Source organism: Thioalkalivibrio sp. ALE28 (genome assembly GCF_000377425.1).
Lineage (GTDB): Bacteria > Pseudomonadota > Gammaproteobacteria > Ectothiorhodospirales > Ectothiorhodospiraceae > Thioalkalivibrio.
Window position 1 is genome coordinate 79,464 of record NZ_KB898097.1, and the last position, 22,518, is coordinate 101,981.

The 22,518-nt window shown below is 68.7% G+C and carries 19 protein-coding genes; 12 read left to right on the forward strand and 7 right to left on the reverse strand.

What is annotated here, in order from left to right; translation table 11 throughout:
• The first annotated feature begins 19 nt into the window (after nt 1-19).
• The 7 genes from D105_RS0106580 to D105_RS0106615 all read left to right on the forward strand — a co-directional run bounded on the left by D105_RS0106580 (nt 20) and on the right by D105_RS0106615 (nt 6,102).
• Nucleotides 20-727, forward strand: coding sequence for a sulfur globule family protein (locus D105_RS0106580; RefSeq protein WP_018877914.1), 708 nt, complete (start codon nt 20-22; stop codon nt 725-727).
• Nucleotides 728-1,323: 596 nt separating this feature from the next.
• Nucleotides 1,324-1,755, forward strand: a complete 432-nt coding sequence (locus D105_RS0106585) for a sulfur globule family protein (RefSeq protein ID WP_018866462.1) — start codon at nt 1,324-1,326, stop codon at nt 1,753-1,755.
• Between the two features lie 110 nt (nt 1,756-1,865).
• Nucleotides 1,866-2,510, forward strand: coding sequence for an AAA family ATPase (locus D105_RS0106590; protein ID WP_018877915.1), 645 nt, complete (start codon nt 1,866-1,868; stop codon nt 2,508-2,510).
• A gap of 54 nt (nt 2,511-2,564) precedes the next feature.
• Nucleotides 2,565-3,152 (forward strand): DUF302 domain-containing protein, encoded by a 588-nt coding sequence (locus tag D105_RS0106595; RefSeq protein WP_018866464.1) that lies wholly within the window; start codon nt 2,565-2,567, stop codon nt 3,150-3,152.
• 42 nt (nt 3,153-3,194) lie between these two features.
• On the forward strand, nt 3,195-3,716 hold the full coding sequence (locus D105_RS0106600; RefSeq protein WP_018866465.1) for a hypothetical protein: 522 nt from the start codon (nt 3,195-3,197) through the stop codon (nt 3,714-3,716).
• 27 nt (nt 3,717-3,743) lie between these two features.
• The gene (locus D105_RS0106605; RefSeq protein WP_018877916.1) at nt 3,744-5,309 is read left to right on the forward strand and encodes a dynamin family protein; all 1,566 of its coding nucleotides are present in this window, start codon (nt 3,744-3,746) and stop codon (nt 5,307-5,309) included.
• Between the two features lie 322 nt (nt 5,310-5,631).
• Nucleotides 5,632-6,102, forward strand: coding sequence for a DsrE/DsrF/DrsH-like family protein (locus D105_RS0106615; protein ID WP_017941517.1), 471 nt, complete (start codon nt 5,632-5,634; stop codon nt 6,100-6,102).
• A gap of 275 nt (nt 6,103-6,377) precedes the next feature.
• On the opposite strand, the gene D105_RS0106620 is transcribed toward D105_RS0106615, so the two are convergent.
• From D105_RS0106620 to hisI, 5 genes are all read right to left on the reverse strand, one after another.
• The gene (locus D105_RS0106620; protein ID WP_018877918.1) at nt 6,378-8,180 is read right to left on the reverse strand and encodes a long-chain fatty acid--CoA ligase; all 1,803 of its coding nucleotides are present in this window, start codon (nt 8,178-8,180) and stop codon (nt 6,378-6,380) included.
• Between the two features lie 81 nt (nt 8,181-8,261).
• Complete coding sequence (locus D105_RS0106625) at nt 8,262-9,365, reverse strand: nickel/cobalt transporter (RefSeq protein ID WP_051075164.1); 1,104 nt, start codon at nt 9,363-9,365, stop codon at nt 8,262-8,264.
• Between the two features lie 71 nt (nt 9,366-9,436).
• A complete protein-coding gene (locus tag D105_RS0106630; RefSeq protein ID WP_018877919.1) occupies nt 9,437-10,075 on the reverse strand; it encodes a DUF1007 family protein in 639 nt (212 codons plus the stop codon).
• A gap of 5 nt (nt 10,076-10,080) precedes the next feature.
• Nucleotides 10,081-11,490: a cysteine--tRNA ligase gene (gene cysS / locus D105_RS0106635; RefSeq protein ID WP_018877920.1), complete on the reverse strand. Its 1,410-nt coding sequence runs from the start codon at nt 11,488-11,490 to the stop codon at nt 10,081-10,083.
• Nucleotides 11,490-11,930: a phosphoribosyl-AMP cyclohydrolase gene (gene hisI / locus D105_RS0106640; protein WP_018877921.1), complete on the reverse strand. Its 441-nt coding sequence runs from the start codon at nt 11,928-11,930 to the stop codon at nt 11,490-11,492. Before hisI ends, cysS begins: the two co-directional genes overlap by 1 nt.
• 228 nt (nt 11,931-12,158) lie before the next feature.
• Between hisI and D105_RS0106645 the strand changes: the two genes are divergently transcribed.
• The 5 genes from D105_RS0106645 (at nt 12,159) to D105_RS0106665 (ending at nt 20,484) form a co-directional block, all read left to right on the forward strand.
• Nucleotides 12,159-14,246 (forward strand): PAS domain S-box protein, encoded by a 2,088-nt coding sequence (locus tag D105_RS0106645; protein WP_026280438.1) that lies wholly within the window; start codon nt 12,159-12,161, stop codon nt 14,244-14,246.
• Nucleotides 14,243-14,677, forward strand: coding sequence for a response regulator (locus D105_RS0106650; protein WP_018866475.1), 435 nt, complete (start codon nt 14,243-14,245; stop codon nt 14,675-14,677). Before D105_RS0106645 ends, D105_RS0106650 begins: the two co-directional genes overlap by 4 nt.
• Before the next feature lie 28 nt (nt 14,678-14,705).
• Nucleotides 14,706-18,611, forward strand: a complete 3,906-nt coding sequence (locus D105_RS0106655) for an EAL domain-containing protein (protein ID WP_018877923.1) — start codon at nt 14,706-14,708, stop codon at nt 18,609-18,611.
• A gap of 84 nt (nt 18,612-18,695) precedes the next feature.
• On the forward strand, nt 18,696-19,676 hold the full coding sequence (locus D105_RS0106660) for a M14 family metallopeptidase (protein WP_018877924.1): 981 nt from the start codon (nt 18,696-18,698) through the stop codon (nt 19,674-19,676).
• A gap of 22 nt (nt 19,677-19,698) precedes the next feature.
• Nucleotides 19,699-20,484 carry a sulfite exporter TauE/SafE family protein gene (locus tag D105_RS0106665; protein ID WP_018877925.1) on the forward strand — a complete coding sequence of 262 codons (786 nt, stop codon included), beginning with the start codon at nt 19,699-19,701 and terminating at the stop codon, nt 20,482-20,484.
• Nucleotides 20,485-20,512: 28 nt separating this feature from the next.
• Here D105_RS0106665 and D105_RS0106670 read toward each other — a convergent pair whose 3' ends face one another.
• Both D105_RS0106670 and motB read right to left on the reverse strand, forming a co-directional pair.
• Nucleotides 20,513-21,583: a GTP-binding protein gene (locus D105_RS0106670; protein ID WP_018877926.1), complete on the reverse strand. Its 1,071-nt coding sequence runs from the start codon at nt 21,581-21,583 to the stop codon at nt 20,513-20,515.
• Between the two features lies 1 nt (nt 21,584).
• Nucleotides 21,585-22,517, reverse strand: coding sequence for a flagellar motor protein MotB (motB, locus tag D105_RS0106675; RefSeq protein ID WP_018876170.1), 933 nt, complete (start codon nt 22,515-22,517; stop codon nt 21,585-21,587).
• Nucleotide 22,518: the final 1 nt, after the last annotated feature.

A 22,518-nucleotide genomic window follows, 5' to 3' on the forward strand; every position in this document is an offset into this window, starting at 1 on the left:
GACCTCAAGGAGGTTCCCGATGAAGAAGCGATTCAACACCCGAACGATCGGTACCACGCTGGCCAGCGCCGCTGTGGCATCCGTGCTGGCCCTGGGTGTGGCCCAGGCCGACGAGCAGCAGGGCTACGGCCAGGGTCCGGCGATGGGCCAGCAGGGTCCGGTGCCCGGTCCCTACGGTCACGCCCCCTACGGCCATGGCATGGGCATGCATCCCGGCGGCGGGATGATGCAGCAACGCGAAGGCTCCGGTGACTTCAGCTTCGGCATGTCCGGGCGAGGCCATGGCCAGGGCTATGGCCGTGGCCATGGCGACGGGTACGGGCAGGGTTATGGTCGTGGCCATCAGGGTTACGGCCCCGGGTATGGCTACGGCCCCGGGTACGGCCAGGGCTACGGTCCCGGCCCGCAGCAGGGCGGCTTCGGCCATCCCGGGATGATGCAGCCGGGCTACGGCATGCAGCAGCGCCCGGGCTACGGCCAGATGCCGGAATTCGATCCGGACAACCTGCCGGAAGACATGCCGGAAGAGATGCGCGAGCGCATCCAGGCGCAGCATGCCGAGCGCCAGGAACGCATGGAAGAGATGCAGGCCATGCGCGAGGCACGCCAGAAGGCGATGGAGGCCGGCCGTGCCGCGTATGAAGAAGAGATGGAGCGCCAGCGCGAGCAACGCATGGAGATGATGCGCGAGCGTCGTGAAGCCATGGAAGAAGGTGGCGGCTACTGATCCGCGGATCAGTCATCGCAGATCGACGGGCACGCAGGCCCGTCGTAGTGGAAGCCAGACGGAGGCGGTTCGCCATGCAGGGCAGGCAGTCCGGTCAATCGAAACGCACGCGAGTCAGCACGATCCCGATGCTCGGGGTCGTGCTGGCTGCGGGGTTCCTGTTGCCGGTCGCCGACCTGGCGGCGAGTGATCGCCACAACCCCTGGGCCTCCGGTTCGCCGGAGGTACAGCGCTCGGCCCCGGAACGCCCGCGCGGGCGCTTTCCGGACCGCGACTACGACCCGTCCCGACGGGCCGAATCGCGGGATGCGCCGGGCCCGCCGCCGCATGCTCCGGGGTACCGGGGCTACGGGCCGCAAGGTCCTTACTGGGCGCCGGGTTCTCCGTCGTTCCACCCCCCTGGCGGGATGCCAGGAGGGTATCCATACGGATATCCGGGTTCGCCCGGGTATCCGGGAATGGGCGGGCCGTTTTCGGCCTTCCCCTGGGGGATGGGCGGTTTTCCGTTCCCCTGACCGGTAAGGCGTGCATTCGGGAAGCCCTCCCCGCGTGCGCGCATTCAAATTGAGGGCATGACTCCTTCAGGAGGTAGCACCATGAACAAGTTCGTCAAGGCAGCAGTTCTCGCCGTTTCCCTGGGTGGCCTGGCCGCCCCGATGATGGCCTCCGCCCAGTGGGGCGGCCCGGGTTACGGGTACGGTCCCGGCCATTACGGCCCCGGCTACGGCTATGGCCCCAGCATGCCCTTCTTCGGTGGCCCGGGCTATGGCCGCGGCCACGGTATGGGCGACATGATGAGCGACATGATGGGCGGGGGTGATTTCGACTTCTCCGCTCGCGGTCGCGGCCATGGCCACGGGTATGGTCACGGTTACGGCGACGGCTACGGCCGCGGTTATGGCCATGGATACGGCCATCCGGGTTACGGCTACGGTCCTGGCTATGGCTATGGTCCGGGCTACGGTCCGCAGGGCTGGGGTCCGCAGGGTCAGATGCCCCAGCAACAGCAGCAGGGTCAGGGCAACTAAGTCCATCCCGCTGTCCGGGCCTGCCCGTTTCGGGCAGGCCCTTTTTCCGGAGTGTTGCGGATTGACGGGCTGCACGCAGCCGTCAATCCGCAATGTTCCAAGGAGACGCCATGCAGACCGTCGTCGCCAATCTCAAGGGCGGTACCGGCAAGAGTACCGTGGCCTTCAATCTGGCCTTGTGGCTGCTGGAAGGACGCCGCCGGCCCCTGACCGTGGACCTGGATCCCCAGCGCACCCTCAGCGACGTGCTGGAGGTGCGGCGGGAGGAGGGCTATGAACCGGCGCTGGACGCGGTGGAGGGCCTCGACGCGGCGCGTGCCCGCGCCGGCGAGTACGACGAGGTGCTGATCGATGTCGGCGCGTCGGACATGGCCTCGCTGATGGCGGCGGTGCAAGGCGCGGACCGCGTGCTGATCCCGGTGCCCCCCAGCCAGGCGGATGTCTGGTCGACGTATCGTTTCGTACAGCGGATTCAGGAGCAGCGTGGATCCGGCGAACGCCCGGAGATCCTGGCATTCATCAACCGCGCGGACACGCACCAGGCCGTGCGCGAGACCGACGAAACCTTCGAGGCGCTGCAGCAGATCGAGGGCGTGCGCCTGCTGAAGCCGCGACTGAAACAGCGCATGGCGTTCCGGCGCTCGTTCAGCGAGGGGCTGTCGGTGCGCGAACTGGAGCCGCGCGGCAAGGCCGCCGCCGAGCTGGATGCCCTGGCGGTGGCGCTGTTCGGGCGGCGGCGCCGCAAAAAACAATAACGATTCGCGCCCGGGGCTGCCGGGCTGCGGACGCGATGGAAGGAGGAGAGCTTCATGCGTTTCATCCGCAATGCACTGGTCGTGATCGGGCTCCTGGCGCTGATCGGCGTGGGGTATGCCATCTTCGCCTTCGAGCCCTACCTGAGCCAGGCGCGGTCCCTGGACGCCCAGGCGCCCAAGGTCTATTCGCAGATGGCCCGGACGGTACTGGAGACGGGCGATGCCGCGGAGGCCATGGTCTACAAGCGCCAGGTGGACGAGGGGCTTGAAGTCGAGGACGTGGAGGATGTGCTGCGCCTGGTGGCCAACGAGCTGAATATTCGGAACGTCGGCGAGTTGCCGATGGGCGAGGAGGTCCGCAGCGTGACCGGCGAGGACTTCCCGTTCCTGAAGATCTACATGTTCTGCGATGTGGCCATCGCCGCGCAGATGGTCCGACACAGCCCGGCGATGGCGGCCTATATGCCCTGCCGGATCGTGCTGCAGGAGGATGCCGAGGGCAATCTGTGGCTGATGACCCTGGACCTGAACCCGATGATCCACGGGGGGCGGCCGTTGCCCGAGGATCTGCACGAGCAGGCGGTGTTTGTGAAGGAATCCCTGGAGGAAATTATCGATCGCGCTGCCGTTGGCGCCTTCTGACGGGGATGGCTCCCGTTTCCATGAAACAGCAAAGGGCGTTCAATGAGTGAAGAAAGTAGCAGCGAGTTTGCAGAGGTCCGTGACGAGGCCGACAAGGCGGATGCCCGTTCCCGGCGTCTGGAACTGATCGTCTACACCGCACTGGTGGCCTTCATCGTGCTGGCCATCTACGGTTTCTGGCTGATCACCAGCCTGACCCGGGATGTGGGCCAGCTTACCCAGGAGATCACCCAGATGACTCAGGTGATGGACCGCGACATGTCCACCATCGCGGGGCATATGGCGTCGATGGACCGGCAGATGACCGACATCAACAACACCATGCGGGTGATGAACGACGAGGTCGCGGTGATCGCCGGTAATACGCAGTCGATGGACGCCAACATCGGCTCGATGACGCGCGATACCCGCGTGATGGCGGGCTCGATCACGGGCATGCAGCAGGATATGTGGAGCCTGAATCGCAATGTGGGCGGCCCCATGGGTATGATGAACATGTTCAACCCATTCACCGATCAGGGCGGTCCGGTCCGGGGTTCCCCGGGGCCGTATTACCCGCGCTGATCGCGCGTTTTGACTGACGGAGTCCGCATGTTCAATCGTCCTGGCCCTCGCGTGCGCAAGCAGCTCAAGCTGCTGAGCGACCGCCTTGCCGAAGAGAATCCGGTCCTGAAAGGCGTGGTCGATCCGTTCCGGGATCTGGACCGGGTCGGCTATGCGGCCGGCCTCCTGGATCCCACGGAGGATTCCTACGCCTTTGGCATCTCCTGGTGGCCGATGATCGCCACGCTGGGCACCTTCTCCGCCGGCAAGTCCACGTTCATCAACGAGTACGTGGGCACGACCGTACAGCGCAGCGGTTCGCAGGCAGTCGACGACAAGTTCACCGTGATCAGCTACGGCGGCAGCGAGCGCGTGCAGGAATTGCCCGGGCTCGCGCTGGACGGGGATCCGCGCTTCCCGTTCTATCGCGTGTCCGACGAGATCGAGCGCATTACCGACGGCGGCGGGCGCACGGTGGACCACTTCCTGGCGATGAAGACCGCGCGCTCGGAGCGTCTGCGCGGGCGCATCATCATCGACTCCCCCGGCTTCGATGCCGACGAGCAGCGCGCGACCATCCTGCAGCTGACCGATCACATCATCGACCTGTCCGATCTGGTGCTGGTGTTCTTCGACGCCCGCCACCCGGAGCCGGGCGCGATGCGCGACACCCTGGAGCACCTGGTCAACCGCGTCGCCGAGCGCAACGACTTCACCAAGCTGGTGTTCATCCTCAACCAGATCGACACCACCTGGCGCGAGGACAATCTGGAGGAGGTCGTCTCCGCCTGGCAGCGGGCCGTGGTACGCCAGGGCAACGCGACCGGGCGCTTCTACTGCCTGTACAACGAGAGCGCGGCGGTGGAGATCGGCGATCCGCAGGTGCGCGAGCGCTACGAGGAGAAGTCCCGCCGCGACCGCGAGGAGATTCATGCCAAGATCCAGGAGATCAGTTCCTCGCGTTCCTACCGTATCCTGGGTTCGCTGCAGGCCATCGCCGAATCCATCGAGATGGATGCCCTGCCGGCCCTGAAGAAGGCGCTGGAGCGGTGGCGCCGTCGGGTGGTGCAGTTCGATGCCGGGATGTTCGTGGTGGTCGCGGTGATCCTGGGCCTGATCGGGTACCAGTCGGCGGGGGGGCTCGCGCCCTGGACCGACGGGAGCGTCTGGCAGGCCATGGGCGAGCGTCCGCTGATGACGGGCTTCGGGCTCGTGGTGCTGGCGATCGTGCTCGGCGGCATTCACTTCTTCAATCGCCGCTGGCTGGCGCGGCGCATCGCGCGGACCCTGCCGACCGAGACCGCCGCCGGAAACTGGCGTGCGGCCTTCGAGAAGAACACGCGTCCCTGGCAGCCGATGATGGGGCGTGCGCCGCTGGGCCTGGGGCGCCGCATGATCAGCCGTCTGCACCAGCTGCGCGATCGCGCCGAGGCCTATATCCAGCGCCTGAACAATCAGTTCGTGGATGCCAGCCCGGTCTCGCGCCAGGGCGGGCGCGCCTCGGCCACCGATACCTACAACCCGCCGCAGCCGGAGGCCCCGGCCGCGCAACCGACGTCGGGCGCGGAGCCGCCCCGCGATTACGCCGAGCCGGAGGCACCGGAGAAGCGCTAGCCGGCTCGCGCCACCACCCCCAGGCCGCACAGCGTGGGGGCGGCTATATTAGCCGTAGATGTTGTGCAGGAGGAGCACGATGACCATACTGGCGTGGCTCATGTTTGCGTTGGCCATGATTCTGGTCCCAATCTCGGTATGGGCCAGCATGGCGGCGCTGGGGGTTTGTGCTGGATGTGCACTGATCCGTGACTGGCGCAGGGGGCGCCAGGCCTCGGGACAGTGAGCCGGTCGGCCCACGGGCTTTTAACCAACCGGGGACGGGTCGCGCAGGGGGCTGTGGCGGATCCGGTTCCTGATACCACTGGAGGAGAGAGTAGAAATGAGTGATCAGAAGAAGATGGCCATCATTGCCACCAAGGGCAGCCTGGACTGGGGCTATCCTCCGTTCATCCTGGCCTCCACCGCGGCGGCTCTGGGCTATGACTGCGAGGTGTTCTTCACCTTCTATGGCCTGCAACTGCTGCGCAAGAAGCTGGATCTGCAGGTGACCTCGCTGGGCAACCCGGGCATGCCCATGCCGATGCCCATGCCGGTGATGCTGCAGGCCCTGCCAGGCATGCAGAAGATGATGACCGTGATGATGAAGAAGAAGATGGCGGCCAAGGGCGTCTCCGATCTGGGCGACCTGCGCGAGCTGTGCCTGGAGGCCGAGGTGCGCATGATCGCCTGCCAGATGACGGTGGACCTGTTCGACATGGACACCAGCGAATTCATCGACGGCGTGGAATACGCCGGGGCCGCGGCGTTCTTCGAGTTCGCCGGCGAGTCCGACATCTGCCTGTTCATCTGAACCGGCGGCGCGCCTGACGCGCCCTCAAGGCCCCGCGGCCCCGGCTGCGGGGCCTTTTTCGTTTGTGGGGCGCTTGGTTTGGTGGGTCAAGGGCGATTTACAGGAAGATGGGAAGGTTGGAAGGTTTGTTGGGATTGAGGACGCGCCGTGCTGTGGTGTGGCGATGGAGTAACGCGCGAGCATCCGCTATCGCCTTTGATCCTTGAACCCTTCCGATCTTCCGACCTTCCTGTGAATCGCTCTTGACCTTCGTGGCGCCAAAAGAGGGCGAGGGATCAGTCGTGGCCGGCGTACATGGCCTCGATGGCGTTGGCGTAGTGCTGGGCGATGACCGGGCGCTTGAGCTTCATGGTCGGGGTCAGCATGCCGTTGTCCACCGACCAGGGTTCATGCACTACGTGCACGTGGCGGATCTTGGCGTAGCCGGGAAAGTCGCGCAGCTGGTATTGAATCCGCTGCAGCAGGGCGCGTTCGGCGGAGCGCGGCAGCCGCCCGGAGGCGCCGGGGTCAAGGCCCTGGTCCTCGGCGAAGGTGGTCCAGGCCTCGGGCTCGGGGACAACCAGGGCGGTCAGGAAGGCGTGGCTGTCCCCCACGACCATGACCTGGTCGAACAGGGCGTCCAGGGCGATGGCCATTTCCATGTCCGCCGGCGGGACCTTCTCGCCGTTGGTGAGCACGAGGATGTCCTTCAGTCGTCCCGTTATAAAAATGTGCCCATCGTCGTCGATCCGGGCTTGGTCCCCGCTGTGCAGCCAGCGATCCTCGTCGATCGTGCTGGCAGTAGCCTCCTCGTTCTTCCAGTAGCCGAGCATCACGCAGCTGGAACGGGTGAGCAGCTCGTCCATCTCGCCGATCTTGACCTCAATGCCGGGCAGCGGCTTGCCGATGGAGGCGGGCAGGTTGTCGTCCGGGGTGTTCACGCTGACCACCGGACTGGATTCGGTCATGCCATAGCCGTGCAGCACCGGCAGGCCCAGACCAATGAAGAACCGGGCGATCGGCGGCGGCAGGGGCGCGCCGCCGCAGACCGCGAAGCGCAGCTTGCCGCCCAGGCGGTCCAGGACCTTGTGGGCGACGATGCGCTCCAGCAGCGGCCACAGCAGGAAGCCGGGCGACCAGGACGCGCGGCCCTGCTGGTATTCGAAGCGGCGCCAGCCGATGGCCACGGTGGCCCTGAACAGGCCTCGGCCCAGCGCGGATTTCTGTTTCAGGCCGGCCTGGATGCGGCCGTGCACGCGCTCGTAGATGCGCGGAACCGAGATCAGCACGGTCGGCTGGACCGACATCAGGTCCTCGCCCAGCCCCTGGATGGAGCGGGCGAACGCGACCTCGGCACCGATCAGCATCGGCATGTAGTAGCCGCCGGTGCGCTCCAGCATGTGCGACAGCGGCAGGAAGGACAGGAAGCGGTCGGCATCCGACAGCGGGCCGGCAGTCGCGGAGGCGCAGGCGTTGTCGAGGATGTTGCGGTGCGACAGCATCACGCCCTTGGGCCGGCCGGTGGTGCCGGAGGTGAACACAATGGTGGCCAGGGCCAGCGGGTCGAGGTCCGGGCGGTGTACACGCTCGGGGTCGCCGCGCTCCAGCCAGCTCTCGAGGTCCATCACCCGCTCGTCTTCGGGTCGGCCGTCGGTGTGGCCCAGGCAGACGATGCGCTTGAGCGAGGGCATGTTCGCGAAGTGTTCGGACAGGCGGCGACTGTGCGCGCTCTCGCCCAGCAGTAGCAGGCGCGCCTGGGTCTGGCCGATGATGTAGGCGACGTTGTCCGGGCGGTCATCGGTGTACAGCGGGACGGTGATCAGCCCGAGTTCGGTGGCGGCCTGGTCGAAAGCGACCCACTCGCGCGAGTTGCCGAGCATCAGCGCGACCCGTTCGCCGGGCTTGAAGCCCTCGCGCGCCAGCCCCGCCTGCCAGCGATCGACCATCGCGGCCATCTCGCTCCATGTCGTCTGCTTCCAGGTCTCGTCGGCGGCGCTGTAATGACGATAGGCCGGCGCATCCGGGCTCATGGACACGCGGGTGCGGAACAGCGCGGGGAGGGTCGGAGCCTGTTCCGGGGTGATGGTGGTCGACGGCATGGCGTCCTCGCGAGCGGGGTTCGGTTGTCCCGGACGTTAGAGGACGCCTGCGCCTGGGGCAAGTCCCGGCCCATTCGGCCGCTAGCGCACCCCTAAAGGATGGGCGACGGGCTGGTAGGCGATGGCACCCAGCACCAGGCTGAGACCGATCAGGGCGATCACGCCGCCACCGGCCATTCCCAGGGCCGGGCCGATGTAGGTCAGCCGGCCCATGCGGGTGGGGCCCAGCCAGCGCCGGGTCCAGTCGCGTGCCGAAACGGCGAGGGTCGCCAGCACCGAGACGGTGGCGGCGGTCCCCAGGGACATCGCCAGTACGGCGGCGACGCCGGCCCAGGCCAGTCCCAAAGCGGCGGAGACCGCCATGATCAGCACGGCGCCGGAACAGGGGCGGATGCCGACCGCCAGCACGGTACCCCACCAGGTGCCGCGGTGGTTGGGGTCCACGTGGTGCGGGGTCCCGCAGCCGCAGTGGGCGTCATGTCCATGGGTGTGGCCATGCTCGTGGTCGTGTCCATGGACGGGCGCGACCCGATGCGCGCGCTGCAGCCGCCACGCGTGACGCAGGGCGCGCGCCATCAGCCACAGCCCGAGCAGCGCCACCAGGGCGAAGCTGGCGATCTCCAGGGTGCGCACCTGGCCCAGGGTATCCCGCGCCAGCCAGCCGAACAGGCCGATCAGCACGCCGACCAGTACGATGGCGGTGACGCCCTGTGCCAGCGCCGAGACGGTGGACAGCAGGATGCCGCGGCGCAGGTTCTGCGGCTGGGTCAGCAGGTAGGCGCTGATGACCGCCTTGCCGTGGCCAGGGCCGGCGGCATGGAAGATCCCGTACAGCAGGCTGACCAGGATCAGCGCCCCGGCGGTGTGTGCGGTGGGGCCGTCGCGCAGGGCGTGCAGGCCTTCGGTCAGGCTGCGGTGGAGCTGCCGCTGGGTCTGGAGCATCCAGCCGGTCAGCCGTTCCAGGGGGCCGGGCGGTTCGGCCAGCGGCGCCGGGGCGTCGAGGCGGTCCGGGGGCGGCGGCGCCGCGCGCTCGGCGGGCGCCTCGGTGGGGGCACCCAGTGGATGACCGGTCGCGGCCTGTGCGAGGCCCGGACCGCCGAACAGCAGGCACAGCGCGAGCAGCATCAGCAGGCCCGGGAGGGCGGGCTGCAGTGGGTTCCGGATTCGATGCGTTACCTGGTGCATGGCGTTACTGTATAACACACGAGCCATCGGGTGGTGTGTGCGCGCCGTCCGGTTGTGAAGCGGCATCCCCCTCAGTCGCATTCCAGCGTGGCGGTCTCCGCGAAGTGGCGTCCGAGGTTGTCGACCGGGCTGCGATCCTGGCGTTCCAGGGTCGCGGCGTAGCGGATCAGCTGCGGGTCAGGTCGGGGTTCGTCGATCGTCACCGCGCAGCCGGGCCGGTTCTCGACGAAGACGATGTCCTCCGGGTCGTGCAGGATCTCGATCCAGTATTCGGGATCGAACACGCGGTAGCTGAAGCGGTCCCCGGCCGTGATGTCGAGGTCCGCCAGCGGCAGCTCGAAGCGCAGGTGCAGGCGGCGGTCCTCCAGCGTCAGACGGGCGTTGCGCGCCGGTGGGATGTCCAGGTCGCGCTCGCCGGCGCTCAGTTCGGTGAAGTAGTCATGCCCGGCCAGGTTCTCGCGCATGCGCTCGGCGGCGTGCTCCAGGGCCGTGTCAATGTCGGTGTCGCCGTCGAGCTGGCCGGTCAGGTCCTCCAGCAGCATGTGGCTGTAGGTCGGGTCGATGCGCCAGGACTGCTCCATGCGTACCAGCTCGCCGGCCTCGTTGAAGACCAGTCCCACGCGCAGGTCGATCCAGGCATGCGGGTGGGCGAACACACCCGTGGGCAGCAGCAGGCCCAGGATCAGCAGGAACCAGGGGCGGATACGCATCGGCGTCAGGTGGCGCGCTGCCAGCGCGTGCCGTCGGGGGTGTCCTCGAGCTCGATGCCGCGGGCCGTCAGTTCGTCGCGGATGGCATCGGCGGTCGCGAAGTCGCGGTTCTTGCGGGCGGCCTGGCGCGCGGCGATGCGTTCCTCCACCCAGGCGGCGAGCTCGTCGTCGCCGGAATCGCCCTGAAACCAGACGCCCGGGTCCTGCTGCAGCAGGCCCAGCAGGCCGGCCCCGGCCAGCAGTTCGCCCTTGCGCCGGGCGCGTTCGGCGTCGTCGCCGGCCGCGGCCAGGGCATCGCTCATGCGGTGCAGCGCGGTGATCGCGGCGGGGGTGTTCAGGTCGTCCAGCAGCGCCGCGAACACCGGGGTGTCGGCGGCGGCCACCGGTGCGGGCTCGATACCGGCGGCGTCGCGCAGCACGCGGTACAGGCCGTTCAGGCTGTTGCGCGACTGGGTCAGGGTCTCTTCCGAGAAGTTCAGCGGGGCGCGGTAGTGGCGCGACAGCAGGGCCAGGCGCAGGACCTCACCGGGGTAGTGCTGCAGCAGGTCGTGCAGCAGCTGGAAGTTGCCCAGCGACTTGGACATCTTCTCGCCGTCGATGGTCAGGTGGCCGTTGTGCACCCAGTAGCGGGCATAGTGCGTGCCGTGCTCGTGGCAGCTTTCGGCCGCGCAGCCCTGGGCGATCTCGTTTTCGTGGTGCGGGAACACCAGGTCGTGGCCGCCGCCGTGGATGTCGATCATCGGCCCCAGGTGGGCGCGGATCATCGCCGTGCACTCCAGGTGCCAGCCGGGGCGGCCGGTGCCCCAGGGGCTTTCCCAGCCGGGTTCGCCCGCGGCGGCCGGCTTCCACAGCACGAAGTCGCCGGGGTGGCGCTTGTAGTCGGCGACCTCGACCCGGGCGCCGGCCTGCATGTCCTCCAGCGAGCGCCCGGACAGGGCGCCGTAGTCCGGGTAGGAGGTCACGTCGAACAGCACGTGGTCGTCGGCCACGTAGGCATGGCCGCGTTCGATCAGGCGTTCGATCAGCTCGATCATCGGCTGGATGTGCTCGGTGGCGCGCGGCTCCAGGGTGGGCTCCAGCGTGCCCAGCTCGGCGATGTCCTCGTGAAAGGCGCGGGTGAAGCGCTCGGTCAGCGCGGCGATGGGCTCGCCATTGTCGGCGGCGGCCTTGTTGATCTTGTCGTCGACGTCGGTGATGTTGCGCGCGTAGACCACGTGGTCCGGGCCGTAGAGTTCGCGCAGCACGCGGAACAGCACGTCGAACACCACCACCGGGCGGCCGTTGCCGATGTGCACCCGGTTGTACACGGTGGGGCCGCAGACGTAGAGGGTCACCCGCTCCGGGTCCTGCGGCACGAAGGCTTCGTCGTGCCCGCCCAGGGTGTTGTGCAGGGTGAGGGTCCGGGGCTGGCTCATTATTCGGTATTTCCCTTGCCGTACAGCGTCTCCGGCGCGATCTCGGGGTCGCTGGTGACCACCACACTGTCGTTCTCGACCTGCAGGTAGAAGCAGCTGCGGCGCCCGGTGTGGCAGGCCGGCCCGGTCTGGTCGACCTTCAGCAGCAGGGTGTCGCCGTCGCAGTCCAGGTGCAGGGAGTGCAGTTGCTGGACCTGGCCCGACTGTTCGCCCTTGCGCCACAGTGCCTGGCGCGAGCGCGAGTAGTAGCACACGCGGCCCGTGGCCAGGGTCTCGTCGAGCGCCTCGCGGTTCATCCACGCCAGCATCAGGACCTCGCCGCTATCGTGCTGCTGGGCGATCGCGGGGATCAGGCCGTCGGCGTTGAGCTTCAGGCGGTCCAGGACGTCGGGGACCGGGTGGCGCTCGCCACGGGGCTCGCTTTCGAGTTGCTTGAACATCGCTGCGTCCGCTTGCGGGAGCGGCGAAGAATAGCATTTTCCCGGGGCCTCCCGAAGCCCGCGCAGGGGCGCGGTGGGTACGGGTCTTGCGCGGCGGCCCCGGGTGGTCGATGCTCGAGGCAGGCAGGTAAGCCAGGCGGATCTCCACGGCAGCCGGGAGGCTAGATGGAGCAGGACAGGCAGAGGGCGCGCAGGCCCAGCGCGGGGCGCACCGCGGCGATCATCGCCGTGGTGTATCTGGTCTTCGGGCTGGCGTGGATCGGGTTGTCCGACCGTGCCCTGCTGCTGATGGTCGACGACGTGGCCGTGCTGGCGCAGTTGCAGACCCTGAAGGGATGGGGTTACGTGGCGGTCACCGCCGCGGGCCTGTTCCTGCTGGTGTATTACCCGCTGCGGGCGCGCGACCGCGCCTCGCGCGAGGCGCGGCGGCTGACCGCGATTGTCGAGCGCTCGCCGGTGGTCGCGATTGAATGGGCGACCACGCCCGGTTGGCCGGTCACCTTCGTGTCGCCGAACATCGCGCGCTGGGGGATCGATCGCCATGCCCTGTTGCAGGGCGACGTGAATTACGCCGAGCTGATTCATCCCGAAGACATCGACCGGATCGTGGCGGATGTGGCCGCGCACATTGAGCACGGCCCGGATCGCTATACCCAGCTCTACCGCCTGCGCAGCGGCGAGGGTAACTGGCTTTGGGTGGAAGACCGGACCTGGCTGACCCGCGACGAGGTCGGGCGGGTGACGCGCATCCACGGCCTGCTGCTGGATGTGACCGAGCGCCTGCGCGCCGAGCGGGACCTGCGTGACTCGGAGACCCGCTTCCGCGCGATCTTCGACAACGTGCAGGAGGCGATCCTGCTGCAGGATCTGGATACCGAGGGCCTGATCGGGGTGAATGCCGCCGCCGAGCGGATGTACGGGTACAGCCGGGCCGAACTGCTCGCCTGCAGTGTGGATGACCTGAGCGCGGACGAAGGCGGCTACGACGTACAGCGGCAGAAGGCGCTGATGGAACGGGCCCGGCGCGGGGAACAACTGGTCTTCGAGTGGCGGGCGCGCCACCGTGACGGCCACGGCTTCTGGGTGGAGGCCAACCTGCAGGCCACCGAAATCGCCGGCGAGCGGCTGCTGCTGGTGACTCTGCGCAACATCGAGGCGCGCAAGCAGGCCGAGGCGGCGCTGGCGCGCCAGGTGGACCGATTGAGCCAGGCGGAACGCCATGCGGGGCTGGGCAGTTGGGAGTTCATGCTGGAGACCCGCGAGCTGTGGTGGTCGGATCGGCTGTATGCCCTGCTCGGGTGCGATGCCCGCTATGGCACCCCGACGCTGGAGGCCTTCGCCCGGGATTTCTTCGATCTCGACTCCGCGGACGGGAAGAGCTTTTCCGATGCCATGGAAACGCTGATCGCCGGCGGACATCCCGGGCCGCGGCGGCTGTTGCTGAAGGCGCGCCCGGAGGTTCGCGCGGAGGCGTGGTTCAGCATCACCATGGAGGCCCCGCTCGAGCGGGCCGACGGCATGCACTACGTGCAGGGCACGGTGCTGGAGGTCACCGAACTCAAGCGCAGCGAACTGGAACTGCGCGACCTGAATGCCACCCTGGAACAGCGGGTGACGGAGCGCACGGCGGCTCTGCAGGCCCTGAACCAGGAACTGGAATCGTTCTCCTACGCGGTCTCGCACGACCTGAAGGCCCCGTTGCGCGGAATCGAGGGCTACAGCCAGCTACTGGAGGCGGACTACGGCGAGCAGCTGGAGGGCGAGGGGCGTACGTTCGTGCGCAACATCCGCCAGGGCGTGGCGCAGATGAACGAGTTGATCTCCGATCTGCTGGCCTATTCACGTATGGAGCGCCGGCCGCTGGAGGAACGGGAGGTTCGTGTGCGCGCGCTGGTGGAGGAGGTGCTCGAGTCGGTGGACCCGAAGCTGCGCAGCCGCGCCGAGGTGACGCTGGAGATCGATCCCGATCTGGTGTTCCAGAGCGACCCCGATGGCGTTGCGCTGATCCTGCGCAATCTGCTGGAAAATGCCTTCAAGTTCAGTGCCGAGCGCGAGACACCGCAGGTGACGGTGCAGGCCGAATCCCGCAGCGCTACACTCGGGATCTCGGTACAGGATAACGGGATCGGCTTCGACATGGCGTTTCAGGATCGCATCTTCGATATCTTCCAGCGCCTGAACCGCGCCGAGGCCTACCCGGGAACCGGTGTCGGCCTTGCGCTCGTGCGGCGAGCGGTCAACCGCCTGGGCGGGGAGATCCGCGCCGAGGGTACGCCGGGCGTGGGCGCCCGCTTCCACGTGGAGTTCCCGCGATGAGCACGGCCGCGCGTCAACCGTCCATCCTGGTGGTCGAGGACAACCCGGTGGATATCGACCTGATGCGGCGCGCCTTCGAGCGGCGCAACCTCACCAACCCCCTGGAGATCGCGCGCGATGGAGTGGAGGCCCTGGCGTTCCTCGAGTGCTGGGAGCGGGGCGAACTGGCGCTGCCGGCGGTGATCCTGCTGGATATCAAGCTGCCCAAGGTGGACGGGCTGGAGGTGCTGCGCCGGATCCGCGAACACGAGCGTTTCCGCCGCATTCCGGTGGTCATGCTGACCTCCTCCAGCGAGGATCGCGACATCGCGACCGCCTACGACTGCGGGGCCAATTCCTACATCGTCAAGCCGGTGGACTTCGCCAAGTTTGTCGATGTCGCCGAGCAGGTGGAGCTGTACTGGTGCCTGCTCAATCACCCGCCGAGTTGAACCTGCGGCTGCCCCCGAAAGAGACCTGATGCGAATCCTGCTCGTGGAAGACAACCCGGCGGATGCCGATCTGCAGCGCCGGGTGCTGGAGCGCGAGGTGCCGGGTGCCGAGGTGCACCTGGCGGCGTCGCTGGCCGAGGCCCGGGGCGCGCTGGCCGGCGCTGCGGGATTCGACTGTGTGGTGGAGGACTTGCGCCTGCCGGACGGGAGCGGCCTCGAACTGATCGGCGAGCTGCAGGCCGCCGGGCGCGACGAGGCGGTGCTGGTGCTGACGGGCCACGGCGAACAGGAGACCGTGGTCGCGGCTTTCCGGGCCGGTGCCGACGACTACCTGACCAAGTCCGATGACTACCTGGAGCGTCTGCCGGCGCGCGTGGTCGATGCCCGTGCTCGCCGGGAACTGAGCGTGGCCAACGGGCACGAGCCGCTGCGGGTGCTGTATGCCGAGCATAATGCCTTCGATGTGGGGCTGACGCGCCGCGAGCTCGCGCATACCGCCCCCCACATCCAGCTGGAGACGGTGCACACCGCGGAGGAGGCCCTGGCGGCGCTGACGCCGGATGCAACCGGCGCTGTCGGCTTCGACCTGCTGCTGGTGGACTACCGCCTGCCGGGGTTCGACGGCCTGGAGCTGGCGCGGCTGGTGCGCGAGGAACGCGGGCTGGATCTCCCCACCGTTCTGGTGACCGGGCAGGGCACCGAGGACCTGGCGGCCCGCGCCCTGCGCATGGGCGTGGACGACTACGCGGTCAAGCGCGAGGGGTATCTGAAGATGCTCCCGGTGCTGCTGGACCAGGTCCATACGCGCGCCCGCCTGCGCCGGGAACAGGCCGCCCTGGCGGCCTCCGAGCGCCGGTACCGCGAGGTGATCGAGCGCGCCGGCGACATCGTCTTCGAGACCGATGCCGCCGGTTGCTGGCGCTTCCTGAATCCCGCCTGGACGGCGATCACCGGTCATGCGGTGGAGTCCGCGCTCGGCGAAGAGATGCTGGCCTTCATGCCACTGGAGGATCGCGCGATGGCGGCGCGGCTGCTGGCCCGTGCCGCGGAGTCCGACGACGGACGGCTGGAGACCGAGATCCGCCTGCGCACGGCGGATGGGTCCCTTTGCTGGCTGGAGCTGCGTGGCCAGGCCAATCTGGATGCCGAGGGGCGGCCGATCGGGTTGTCCGGCAGCCTGGTGGACGTGACCCGGCGGGTCCTGGACCAGCGGATCCAGGAGGTCCGCGCGAACGTGCTCGGGCGCCTGGCCACCGGCGAGCGTGACCCGCGCCTGCTGGAGGACGTGGTCAAGGGGCTGGAGGCCCTGGCCCCGGAGCTGCACGGGTGCATCATGCTGCTGGACGGCGACACCCGGGAGCTGCACGGTGTGGCCGCCCCGCGGGTGCCGGATCCGTTGCGCAGCGCCACCCGCCGCATCCGCGCCGAGCAGGGTCTGGGTTCCTGCGGCGAGGCCGCCTGGAGCGGCGAGCCGGTGATCATCGAGGATTGCAGTGCCCACCCCAACTGGGTCGGGTTCTGCGATCTCGCGCATGGCGCGGGGTTCCGGGCCTGCTGGTCGTTCCCCTTCCGCGATGCCGATGGCAGCGTGCTGGGCACGCTGGGGATCTATGTAGCGGGGGCCCGCGGTCCGCATGCCGGCGAGCGCGTGCTGATCGACGAGTTCACCCAGATCGCCGGCCTGGCGGCACAGAAGCTGCGCGTGTCGCAGGCGCTGGGCGAGCGCGAGCGGGCGCTGCGCACCGCGGCCGAGCTAACCGTGGAGTTGCTGCGCGAGGACAACCCCGCGAGCGTAATCCACCGGCTGCTGGCCGAACTGGGGCAGGAGGCGCATGCCGATCGGGCCTACGTGCTGGTGGCCGAGCTGGACCATGGGGTGCGCGAGGCCCTGGATGTCCATCGCTACTACTGGGTGCGCACGGACACCGATCAGGTAGTGCGTCCGCCGCCGCTGCGCAACCTGAGTCTGGAATCGGTCCTGCCGCGCTGGCACGAGATCCTGCAGGGCGGTGGTGCGGTCGAGGTGCTGACCCGGGAGCTGCCGGATGCCGAACGCGAGATCCTGGAGGCCGCGCAAAGCCAGGCGGCTTTGCTGGTCCCGCTGTACGTGGAGGGCGAATACCGTGGCTTCCTGGCCCTCGATCGGGTGCGGCGCGCGCAACGCTGGACCGCGGCGGACCAGAGCCTGGCGCGCATCGTCGCGTCCAGCCTGGGGGCCGCGCTGGAGCGGCGTCAGGCCTTGCTGGGGCTGCGGCGCATGGCGGCGGTCTTCGAGAGCACCCGGGACGGGATCATCATCACGGACCTGACCCCGCGGATCATTGCGGTGAACCCGGCCTTCGTCGATATCACAGGCTTCTCCGAGATGGAGGCGCTGGGGCGCAACCCGAGTTTCCTGCAGTCCGGGCGTCACGATGCCGCGTTCTTCCAGCGCATGTGGGACGCTCTCCAGCATGAGGGGCACTGGCAGGGCGAGATCTGGAACCGCCGGCGCAACAGCGAGGTGGCCCCGCAGTGGCTGAGCCTCAACACGGTCTACGACGAGCAGGGTCAGGCCCTGCACTACGCCGGGGTGCTGACGGATATGTCGGAGCTGCGCCGCTCGGAGGAAGAGCTCCAGTACCTGGCCCGGCATGATGCGCTGACCGATCTGCCCAACCGCACGCAGCTGCAGGTGATACTGGGCCAGGCGCTGGAACGCGCCCGGGCCCACGGCTATCGCGTCGCGGTGCTGAATCTGGATCTCGACCGCTTCAAGAACGTCAACGACTCCATGGGCCACCCGGTCGGCGACCGGGTGCTGGTGGAGGTTGCGCGGCGGCTGCGCGAGGCGGTCGGGCCCTCCCACGCACTGGGCCGCCTGGGTGGTGACGAGTTCCTGATCGTGGCGGAGAATCCGGCCAGTGACGAGACCGTGGCCCGTTGTGCCCGCGACCTGCTGGCCAGCCTGGAGCGCCCGCTGGTGCTGGACGATGGGCGTTCGGTGTACCTGAACGCTAGCATTGGCATCAGCCTCTACCCCGAGCATGGCGACTCGGTGACGGAACTGATCCAGCATGCCGATGCGGCCATGTACCAGGCCAAGGCCTCCGGGCGCCAGACCTGGAGCGTCTACACCCAGGCCCTGACCCGCGCGGCGGACGAACGCCTGGAACTCGAGAACCGCCTGCGGAAGGCCCTGGAGACCGAGAACGGCGAGCTTCGCCTGCACTTCCAGCCGCAAGTCCGCCTGGAGGATGGACAGCCCTTCGGCATGGAGGCGCTGCTGCGCTGGCAGCCGGAGGACGGGCCGATGATCCCGCCGGATCGGTTCATCCCGATCGCCGAGGACACCGGCCTGATCGTCGCGCTGGGCGAATGGGTGTTGCGCGAGGCCTGCGACGCCGCCAAGCGTCTGCTGGATCTGGGGGCCGCGGATTTCAGTCTCGCGGTCAATCTGTCGCCGGTGCAGCTGCAGCGTGGCGATTTCGTGAACCGGGTGGCGGAGATCCTGGCGCTGACCGGCTTCCCCGCCGTGCAGCTGGAACTGGAGATCACCGAGACCGCGATCATGCAGCAGGGCGAGCAGGCCATCGCGCGGCTCGCGGCACTGAAGGAGCTGGGCGTGCGCCTGGCCATCGACGACTTCGGCACCGGTTATTCCTCGCTGGCCGCGCTGCGGACCTATCCGCTGGACGTGCTGAAGATCGACCGCAGCTTTGTCGACGGGGTGGCCAGCGAGAGCGCCGATCGCGAGATTGCCGCCACCATCATCGCCATGGGGCGCAACCTGAACATGCAGGTCATCGCCGAGGGCGTGGAGACCGCCGAGCAGGCCGCCTTCCTGCACGAACGCGGTTGCGCCCTGGGGCAGGGATACCTCTACAGCCGGCCGCTGGAACTCGACGTGCTGCAGGGCTGGATGACCGAGCATGGCGCGCTACCGGTGGACTGACGGCCTTCCCGTGGCGCCGGACGGATGGCTCCGGTAGCCTTTGCGCCGCAGGATATCCGTTACCCCTTGCCCGGAGTTTCCCCGATGGCCGATCCCTCCCGTCCCACTGCGCTGCGTTCGATCACCTTTCACGGGCTGGAGCCGGGGCCGCGCCTGATCGTACTGGGCGCGGTGCATGGCAACGAGACTTGCGGGACCCAGGCCGCCGAGCGGGTCCATGCCGAGCTGGAGGCGCGCGAACGGGATCTGCTGCGTGGCAGCCTGACGCTGGTGCCGCGCACCAATCCGCTGGCCTATGACCTCGGACAGCGCATGGGCGAACGCAACCTGAACCGCAACCTCCGGGTGACCGAGGATCCGCAGGATTTCGAGGACCGCATCGCCAACGTGCTGTGCCCGCTGCTGGCGGCGCACGACGTGCTGCTGGACCTGCACTCGTTTCACACCGGCGGGCAGCCGTTCATCATGCTCGGCCCACGCAATAACGAAGGCCCGCTGGAAGGCTTCGCGCAGGCGCGCGAGGAAGAGGCACTGGCGGCCTGCCTGGGCCCGCGGCGCATGGTCGAGGGCTGGCTGGATACCTATGCCCGGGGCGTGGCGGCGCGGATGAAGAACCCGAACGCGAGCCACCGGGCGCAGATCCTGAGCACCGATCCCAGCTACGGGGTCGGGACCACCGAGTACATGCGCAGCCAGGGCGGCTACGGCGTGACCCTGGAGTGCGGGCAGCACGATGACCCGCAGGCCCCGGTGGTGGCCTACAACGCGATCATCAACACCCTGGCGCACCTGGGCATGCTGCCGGAGTCGGCCACGCCGGGGCAGGATGACCCGGAGGTCCTGCGTCTGGTCGAGGTGATCGACCGGGATCACCCCGACGACCGTTTCGCGTGCGAGTGGAAGAGCTTCGACCCGCTGGAAGCGGGTGACCTGATCGGCGTGCGCGCCGACGGGACCGAGGTGCGGGCACCGGAACCCGGGTTCATCGTGTTCCCCAACCCCAACTCGCTGCCGGGCAACGAGTGGTTCTATCGCGCCGAGTTCAGCGACCGCCGGGTGATCTGAGCCGCGCTTCTGCCCGACCGGCATGGATCTCGCGCCCTCCGGTGTTGCGCTGCTGCTCCTGGCCGCCGGCTTCTTCGCCGGGTTGCTGAATGCGGTGGCCGGCGGTGGCAGCTTCCTGACCCTCCCGGCGCTGATGAGTGTGGGCGTCCCGCCGGTGGCCGCCAATGCCACCGGGACGGCGGCCCTGTTGCCCGGCTATCTGGCCAGCGTGCTGGCGGATCGGCACGGGCTGCGCGCCGCCTGGCGCGACCTCGGCCCGGCGCTGGCCGGGGGGCTGCTGCTGGCGGGCGTGCTCGGCGGGGCCGTTGGCGCGGGCGCCTTGCTGCTGACCGGAGACGCCGCTTTCCGTGTCCTGATCCCCTGGCTGCTGCTGGTCGCGACATTGCTGTTTGCGCTGGGACCCTGGCTGCGGCGTCTGGCCGCGCGGCCGCATCCGGGGCCGCTGCGCGCCCTGGGGGCGGGGCTGGGCTGTGCCTATGGGGGCTACTTCAACGGCGGCGTCGGCATCCTGCTGCTGGCGATCCTGCGGGGCCAGGGCATCGCGGATCTGGCGCGGGCCAATGCCCTGAAGAATCTTCTGTCCTCGGTGCTGACGCTGATGGCGGTGGCCGTCTACATCGCGGGCGGGCAGGTGGTGGCGACCGGGCTGCTGGCGGTCGGGGCGGGCGCGATCCTGGGCGCGCGTGTCGGGATCATCCTGGTGCGCCGGCTGCCCGAGTCGGGCTACCGCCAGGTGGTGACCCTGATCGGTGCTGCGGTCACCGCCCTGTTCTTCCTCGAACCCGCCTGGCTGCTGCCACGTCTGTAGGCGGCGGGGCGCGGCCAGCGGGTACCGATCAGCGACTTGGCGTGACGGCGGTTTCGAGGCGGCGGGCGAGGTCGTCCAGCGTGGCGGTCGCGGATTCCGGCAGGATGGCCTCGATGCGAGGGCGCAGCCGGGCCTCCGGGGCGGTCATCGGTTCCAGGGCGCCGTGGCCGTCCACCCGGTTGAGGCGGTGCCAGCCGCGGTCGGTCTCGACCAGGCCCTTCAGCCGATCACCGCTGAAATCCGCGACCAGGCCCGCGAGGGCGGCATGGTCGATGAGCTGGCCCTCGGGCAGCAGCCAGCTGCGGCCGGTGTAGCCGTCACCGCGGGTGTCGATGGTGACCCACTCGTCGGCTGCATGAGTCGCGTCATCATGCTGGTGGTCGTGGTCGTGGTCGTGGTCGTGGTCGTGGTCGTGGTCGTGGTCGGCGTGCGCATCCGCGCTCGTGGACGCGAGAAAGTCGCGGGCCTCCGGGAACAGGGCGCCGCCCCGATCCAGTCGCGGGCGGTCCAGCCAGTCGCGTTCGATGCGGCCCTGCGTGGTCTCCACGACCAGGGGGCGCGGGGGTGGCATCGCCGCGACGAAGTCGTGCAACGCCTCGCGGTCCTCTTTGCTGTAGAGGTCGGCCTTGTTGGCCAGCAGCACGTCGGCCAGGGCGATCTGGTCGCGCCAGTTCGCGTGTTCGCGATGGCGCGGCGAGGCGAGGTGGCGGGCGTCCATCAGGGTGACCGTGGCGCGCAGGTCCAGCACGCCGGCGTAGGGCGGCTCGGTCAGGGTGCGGATGATCTGGGCCGGGTGGCCGAGCCCGGTGGGCTCGATCAGGATGCGATCGGGGCGCTGGCTGCGGATCAGCCGGTTGAGTCCGACGGTGAACATCTGCGCGGAGACGCAGCACAGACAGCCGCCGGGGATCTCCTCCAGCGCGACGCCGGTATCGGCCAGCAGGCCGCCGTCCACCCCGATCTCGCCGAACTCGTTGACCAGCACGGCCCAGTGTTCGCCCTCCGGGCGCCGCGCGAGCAGGTGGCGGATGGCGGTGGTCTTGCCGACGCCGAGAAACCCGGTGATCAGGTTGAGCGGGATGTCGTGGTGCCGCTGCATGCTAGCCAGCTCCGTCGCCGGAGGCCTCCGGGTCGTCTTGGAGCGCCTCTGGGCCGCTCCCTTCGCTCTCGAGGCTGCGGTACATCGCCTCTTCCGCCTCCTGGTTCAGCACGATCAGGGTGATCCGCCGGTTGATCGCGGCTTCTGGGTCTTCGCGGTTAAAGGGTACGCTGGCGGCCAGCCCCACGACGCGGGCGATCTGGTCGGACTCGGTGCCGCCGGCGACCAGCGCGCGGCGGGCGGCGTTGGCGCGATCGGCCGAGAGCTCCCAGTTGGTGTAGTCCGGACGCAGCAGCGGGCGGGCGTCGGTGTGGCCGGTGATCGAGACGCGGTTGGGGACCTGATTGATCAAGCCGGCCAGCTCGCGCAGGATCGCGTCCGCGTGATCCAGCGGACGGGCGCTGGCGCTGTCGAACATCGGCCGGTTTTCGCGATCGATGATCTGGATGCGCAGGCCCTCCGGCGTGATATCCAGCAGCAGCTGGTCCTTGAAGGGCTCCAGCGCCTGGCTCTGGTCCAGGGCCTCCTCCAGCGCCTCCTGCAGGGTCTCCAGGGCCTCGCGGTCGCGCGCCTCGGCCAGCTCGTCGAGGGTTTCTTCATCGATCCCTGTCGGGGCCTCCATGGCCTCCGGGTCCTGGATGAGCTCCGGCATACCCTCGAAGTCGATGATTGATGGGTCCACGCCGGTTCCGTCGCCGGGCGCCTGGCCCGGCGCAGCGGCTTCGCCCACGAAGGCGGAGGGGTTCTGGAAGTACTCGGAGATCCCGGCGCGCTGGTCGTCGTCCAGCGCAACGAGCAGCCACATCACCAGGAAGAAGCCCATCATCGCGAGCGTGAAGTCGGCAAAGGCGATCTTCCACGCGCCGCCGTGGTGGCCGCCCTGGACCACCTTCTTCTTGACGATGATCGGCTGGGTCTTGTCCTCGACTCCCATG

Excerpts from the sequence above, each read along its gene's own strand:
- D105_RS0106660 (WP_018877924.1), top strand. The coding sequence starts at position 18,696 with ATGGCCGATCCCTCCCGTCCCACTGCGCTGCGTTCGATCACCTTTCAC.
- hisI (WP_018877921.1), bottom strand. The coding sequence starts at position 11,930 with ATGTTCAAGCAACTCGAAAGCGAGCCCCGTGGCGAGCGCCACCCGGTC.
- D105_RS0106650 (WP_018866475.1), top strand. The coding sequence starts at position 14,243 with ATGAGCACGGCCGCGCGTCAACCGTCCATCCTGGTGGTCGAGGACAAC.
- D105_RS0106670 (WP_018877926.1), bottom strand. The coding sequence starts at position 21,583 with ATGCAGCGGCACCACGACATCCCGCTCAACCTGATCACCGGGTTTCTC.
- D105_RS0106655 (WP_018877923.1), top strand. The coding sequence starts at position 14,706 with ATGCGAATCCTGCTCGTGGAAGACAACCCGGCGGATGCCGATCTGCAG.
- D105_RS0106665 (WP_018877925.1), top strand. The coding sequence starts at position 19,699 with ATGGATCTCGCGCCCTCCGGTGTTGCGCTGCTGCTCCTGGCCGCCGGC.
- D105_RS0106620 (WP_018877918.1), bottom strand. The coding sequence starts at position 8,180 with ATGCCGTCGACCACCATCACCCCGGAACAGGCTCCGACCCTCCCCGCG.
- D105_RS0106630 (WP_018877919.1), bottom strand. The coding sequence starts at position 10,075 with ATGCGTATCCGCCCCTGGTTCCTGCTGATCCTGGGCCTGCTGCTGCCC.
- cysS (WP_018877920.1), bottom strand. The coding sequence starts at position 11,490 with ATGAGCCAGCCCCGGACCCTCACCCTGCACAACACCCTGGGCGGGCAC.
- D105_RS0106595 (WP_018866464.1), top strand. The coding sequence starts at position 2,565 with ATGCGTTTCATCCGCAATGCACTGGTCGTGATCGGGCTCCTGGCGCTG.
- D105_RS0106590 (WP_018877915.1), top strand. The coding sequence starts at position 1,866 with ATGCAGACCGTCGTCGCCAATCTCAAGGGCGGTACCGGCAAGAGTACC.
- D105_RS0106585 (WP_018866462.1), top strand. The coding sequence starts at position 1,324 with ATGAACAAGTTCGTCAAGGCAGCAGTTCTCGCCGTTTCCCTGGGTGGC.
- D105_RS0106625 (WP_051075164.1), bottom strand. The coding sequence starts at position 9,365 with ATGCACCAGGTAACGCATCGAATCCGGAACCCACTGCAGCCCGCCCTC.
- D105_RS0106615 (WP_017941517.1), top strand. The coding sequence starts at position 5,632 with ATGAGTGATCAGAAGAAGATGGCCATCATTGCCACCAAGGGCAGCCTG.
- motB (WP_018876170.1), bottom strand. The coding sequence starts at position 22,517 with ATGGGAGTCGAGGACAAGACCCAGCCGATCATCGTCAAGAAGAAGGTG.
- D105_RS0106580 (WP_018877914.1), top strand. The coding sequence starts at position 20 with ATGAAGAAGCGATTCAACACCCGAACGATCGGTACCACGCTGGCCAGC.
- D105_RS0106600 (WP_018866465.1), top strand. The coding sequence starts at position 3,195 with ATGAGTGAAGAAAGTAGCAGCGAGTTTGCAGAGGTCCGTGACGAGGCC.
- D105_RS0106605 (WP_018877916.1), top strand. The coding sequence starts at position 3,744 with ATGTTCAATCGTCCTGGCCCTCGCGTGCGCAAGCAGCTCAAGCTGCTG.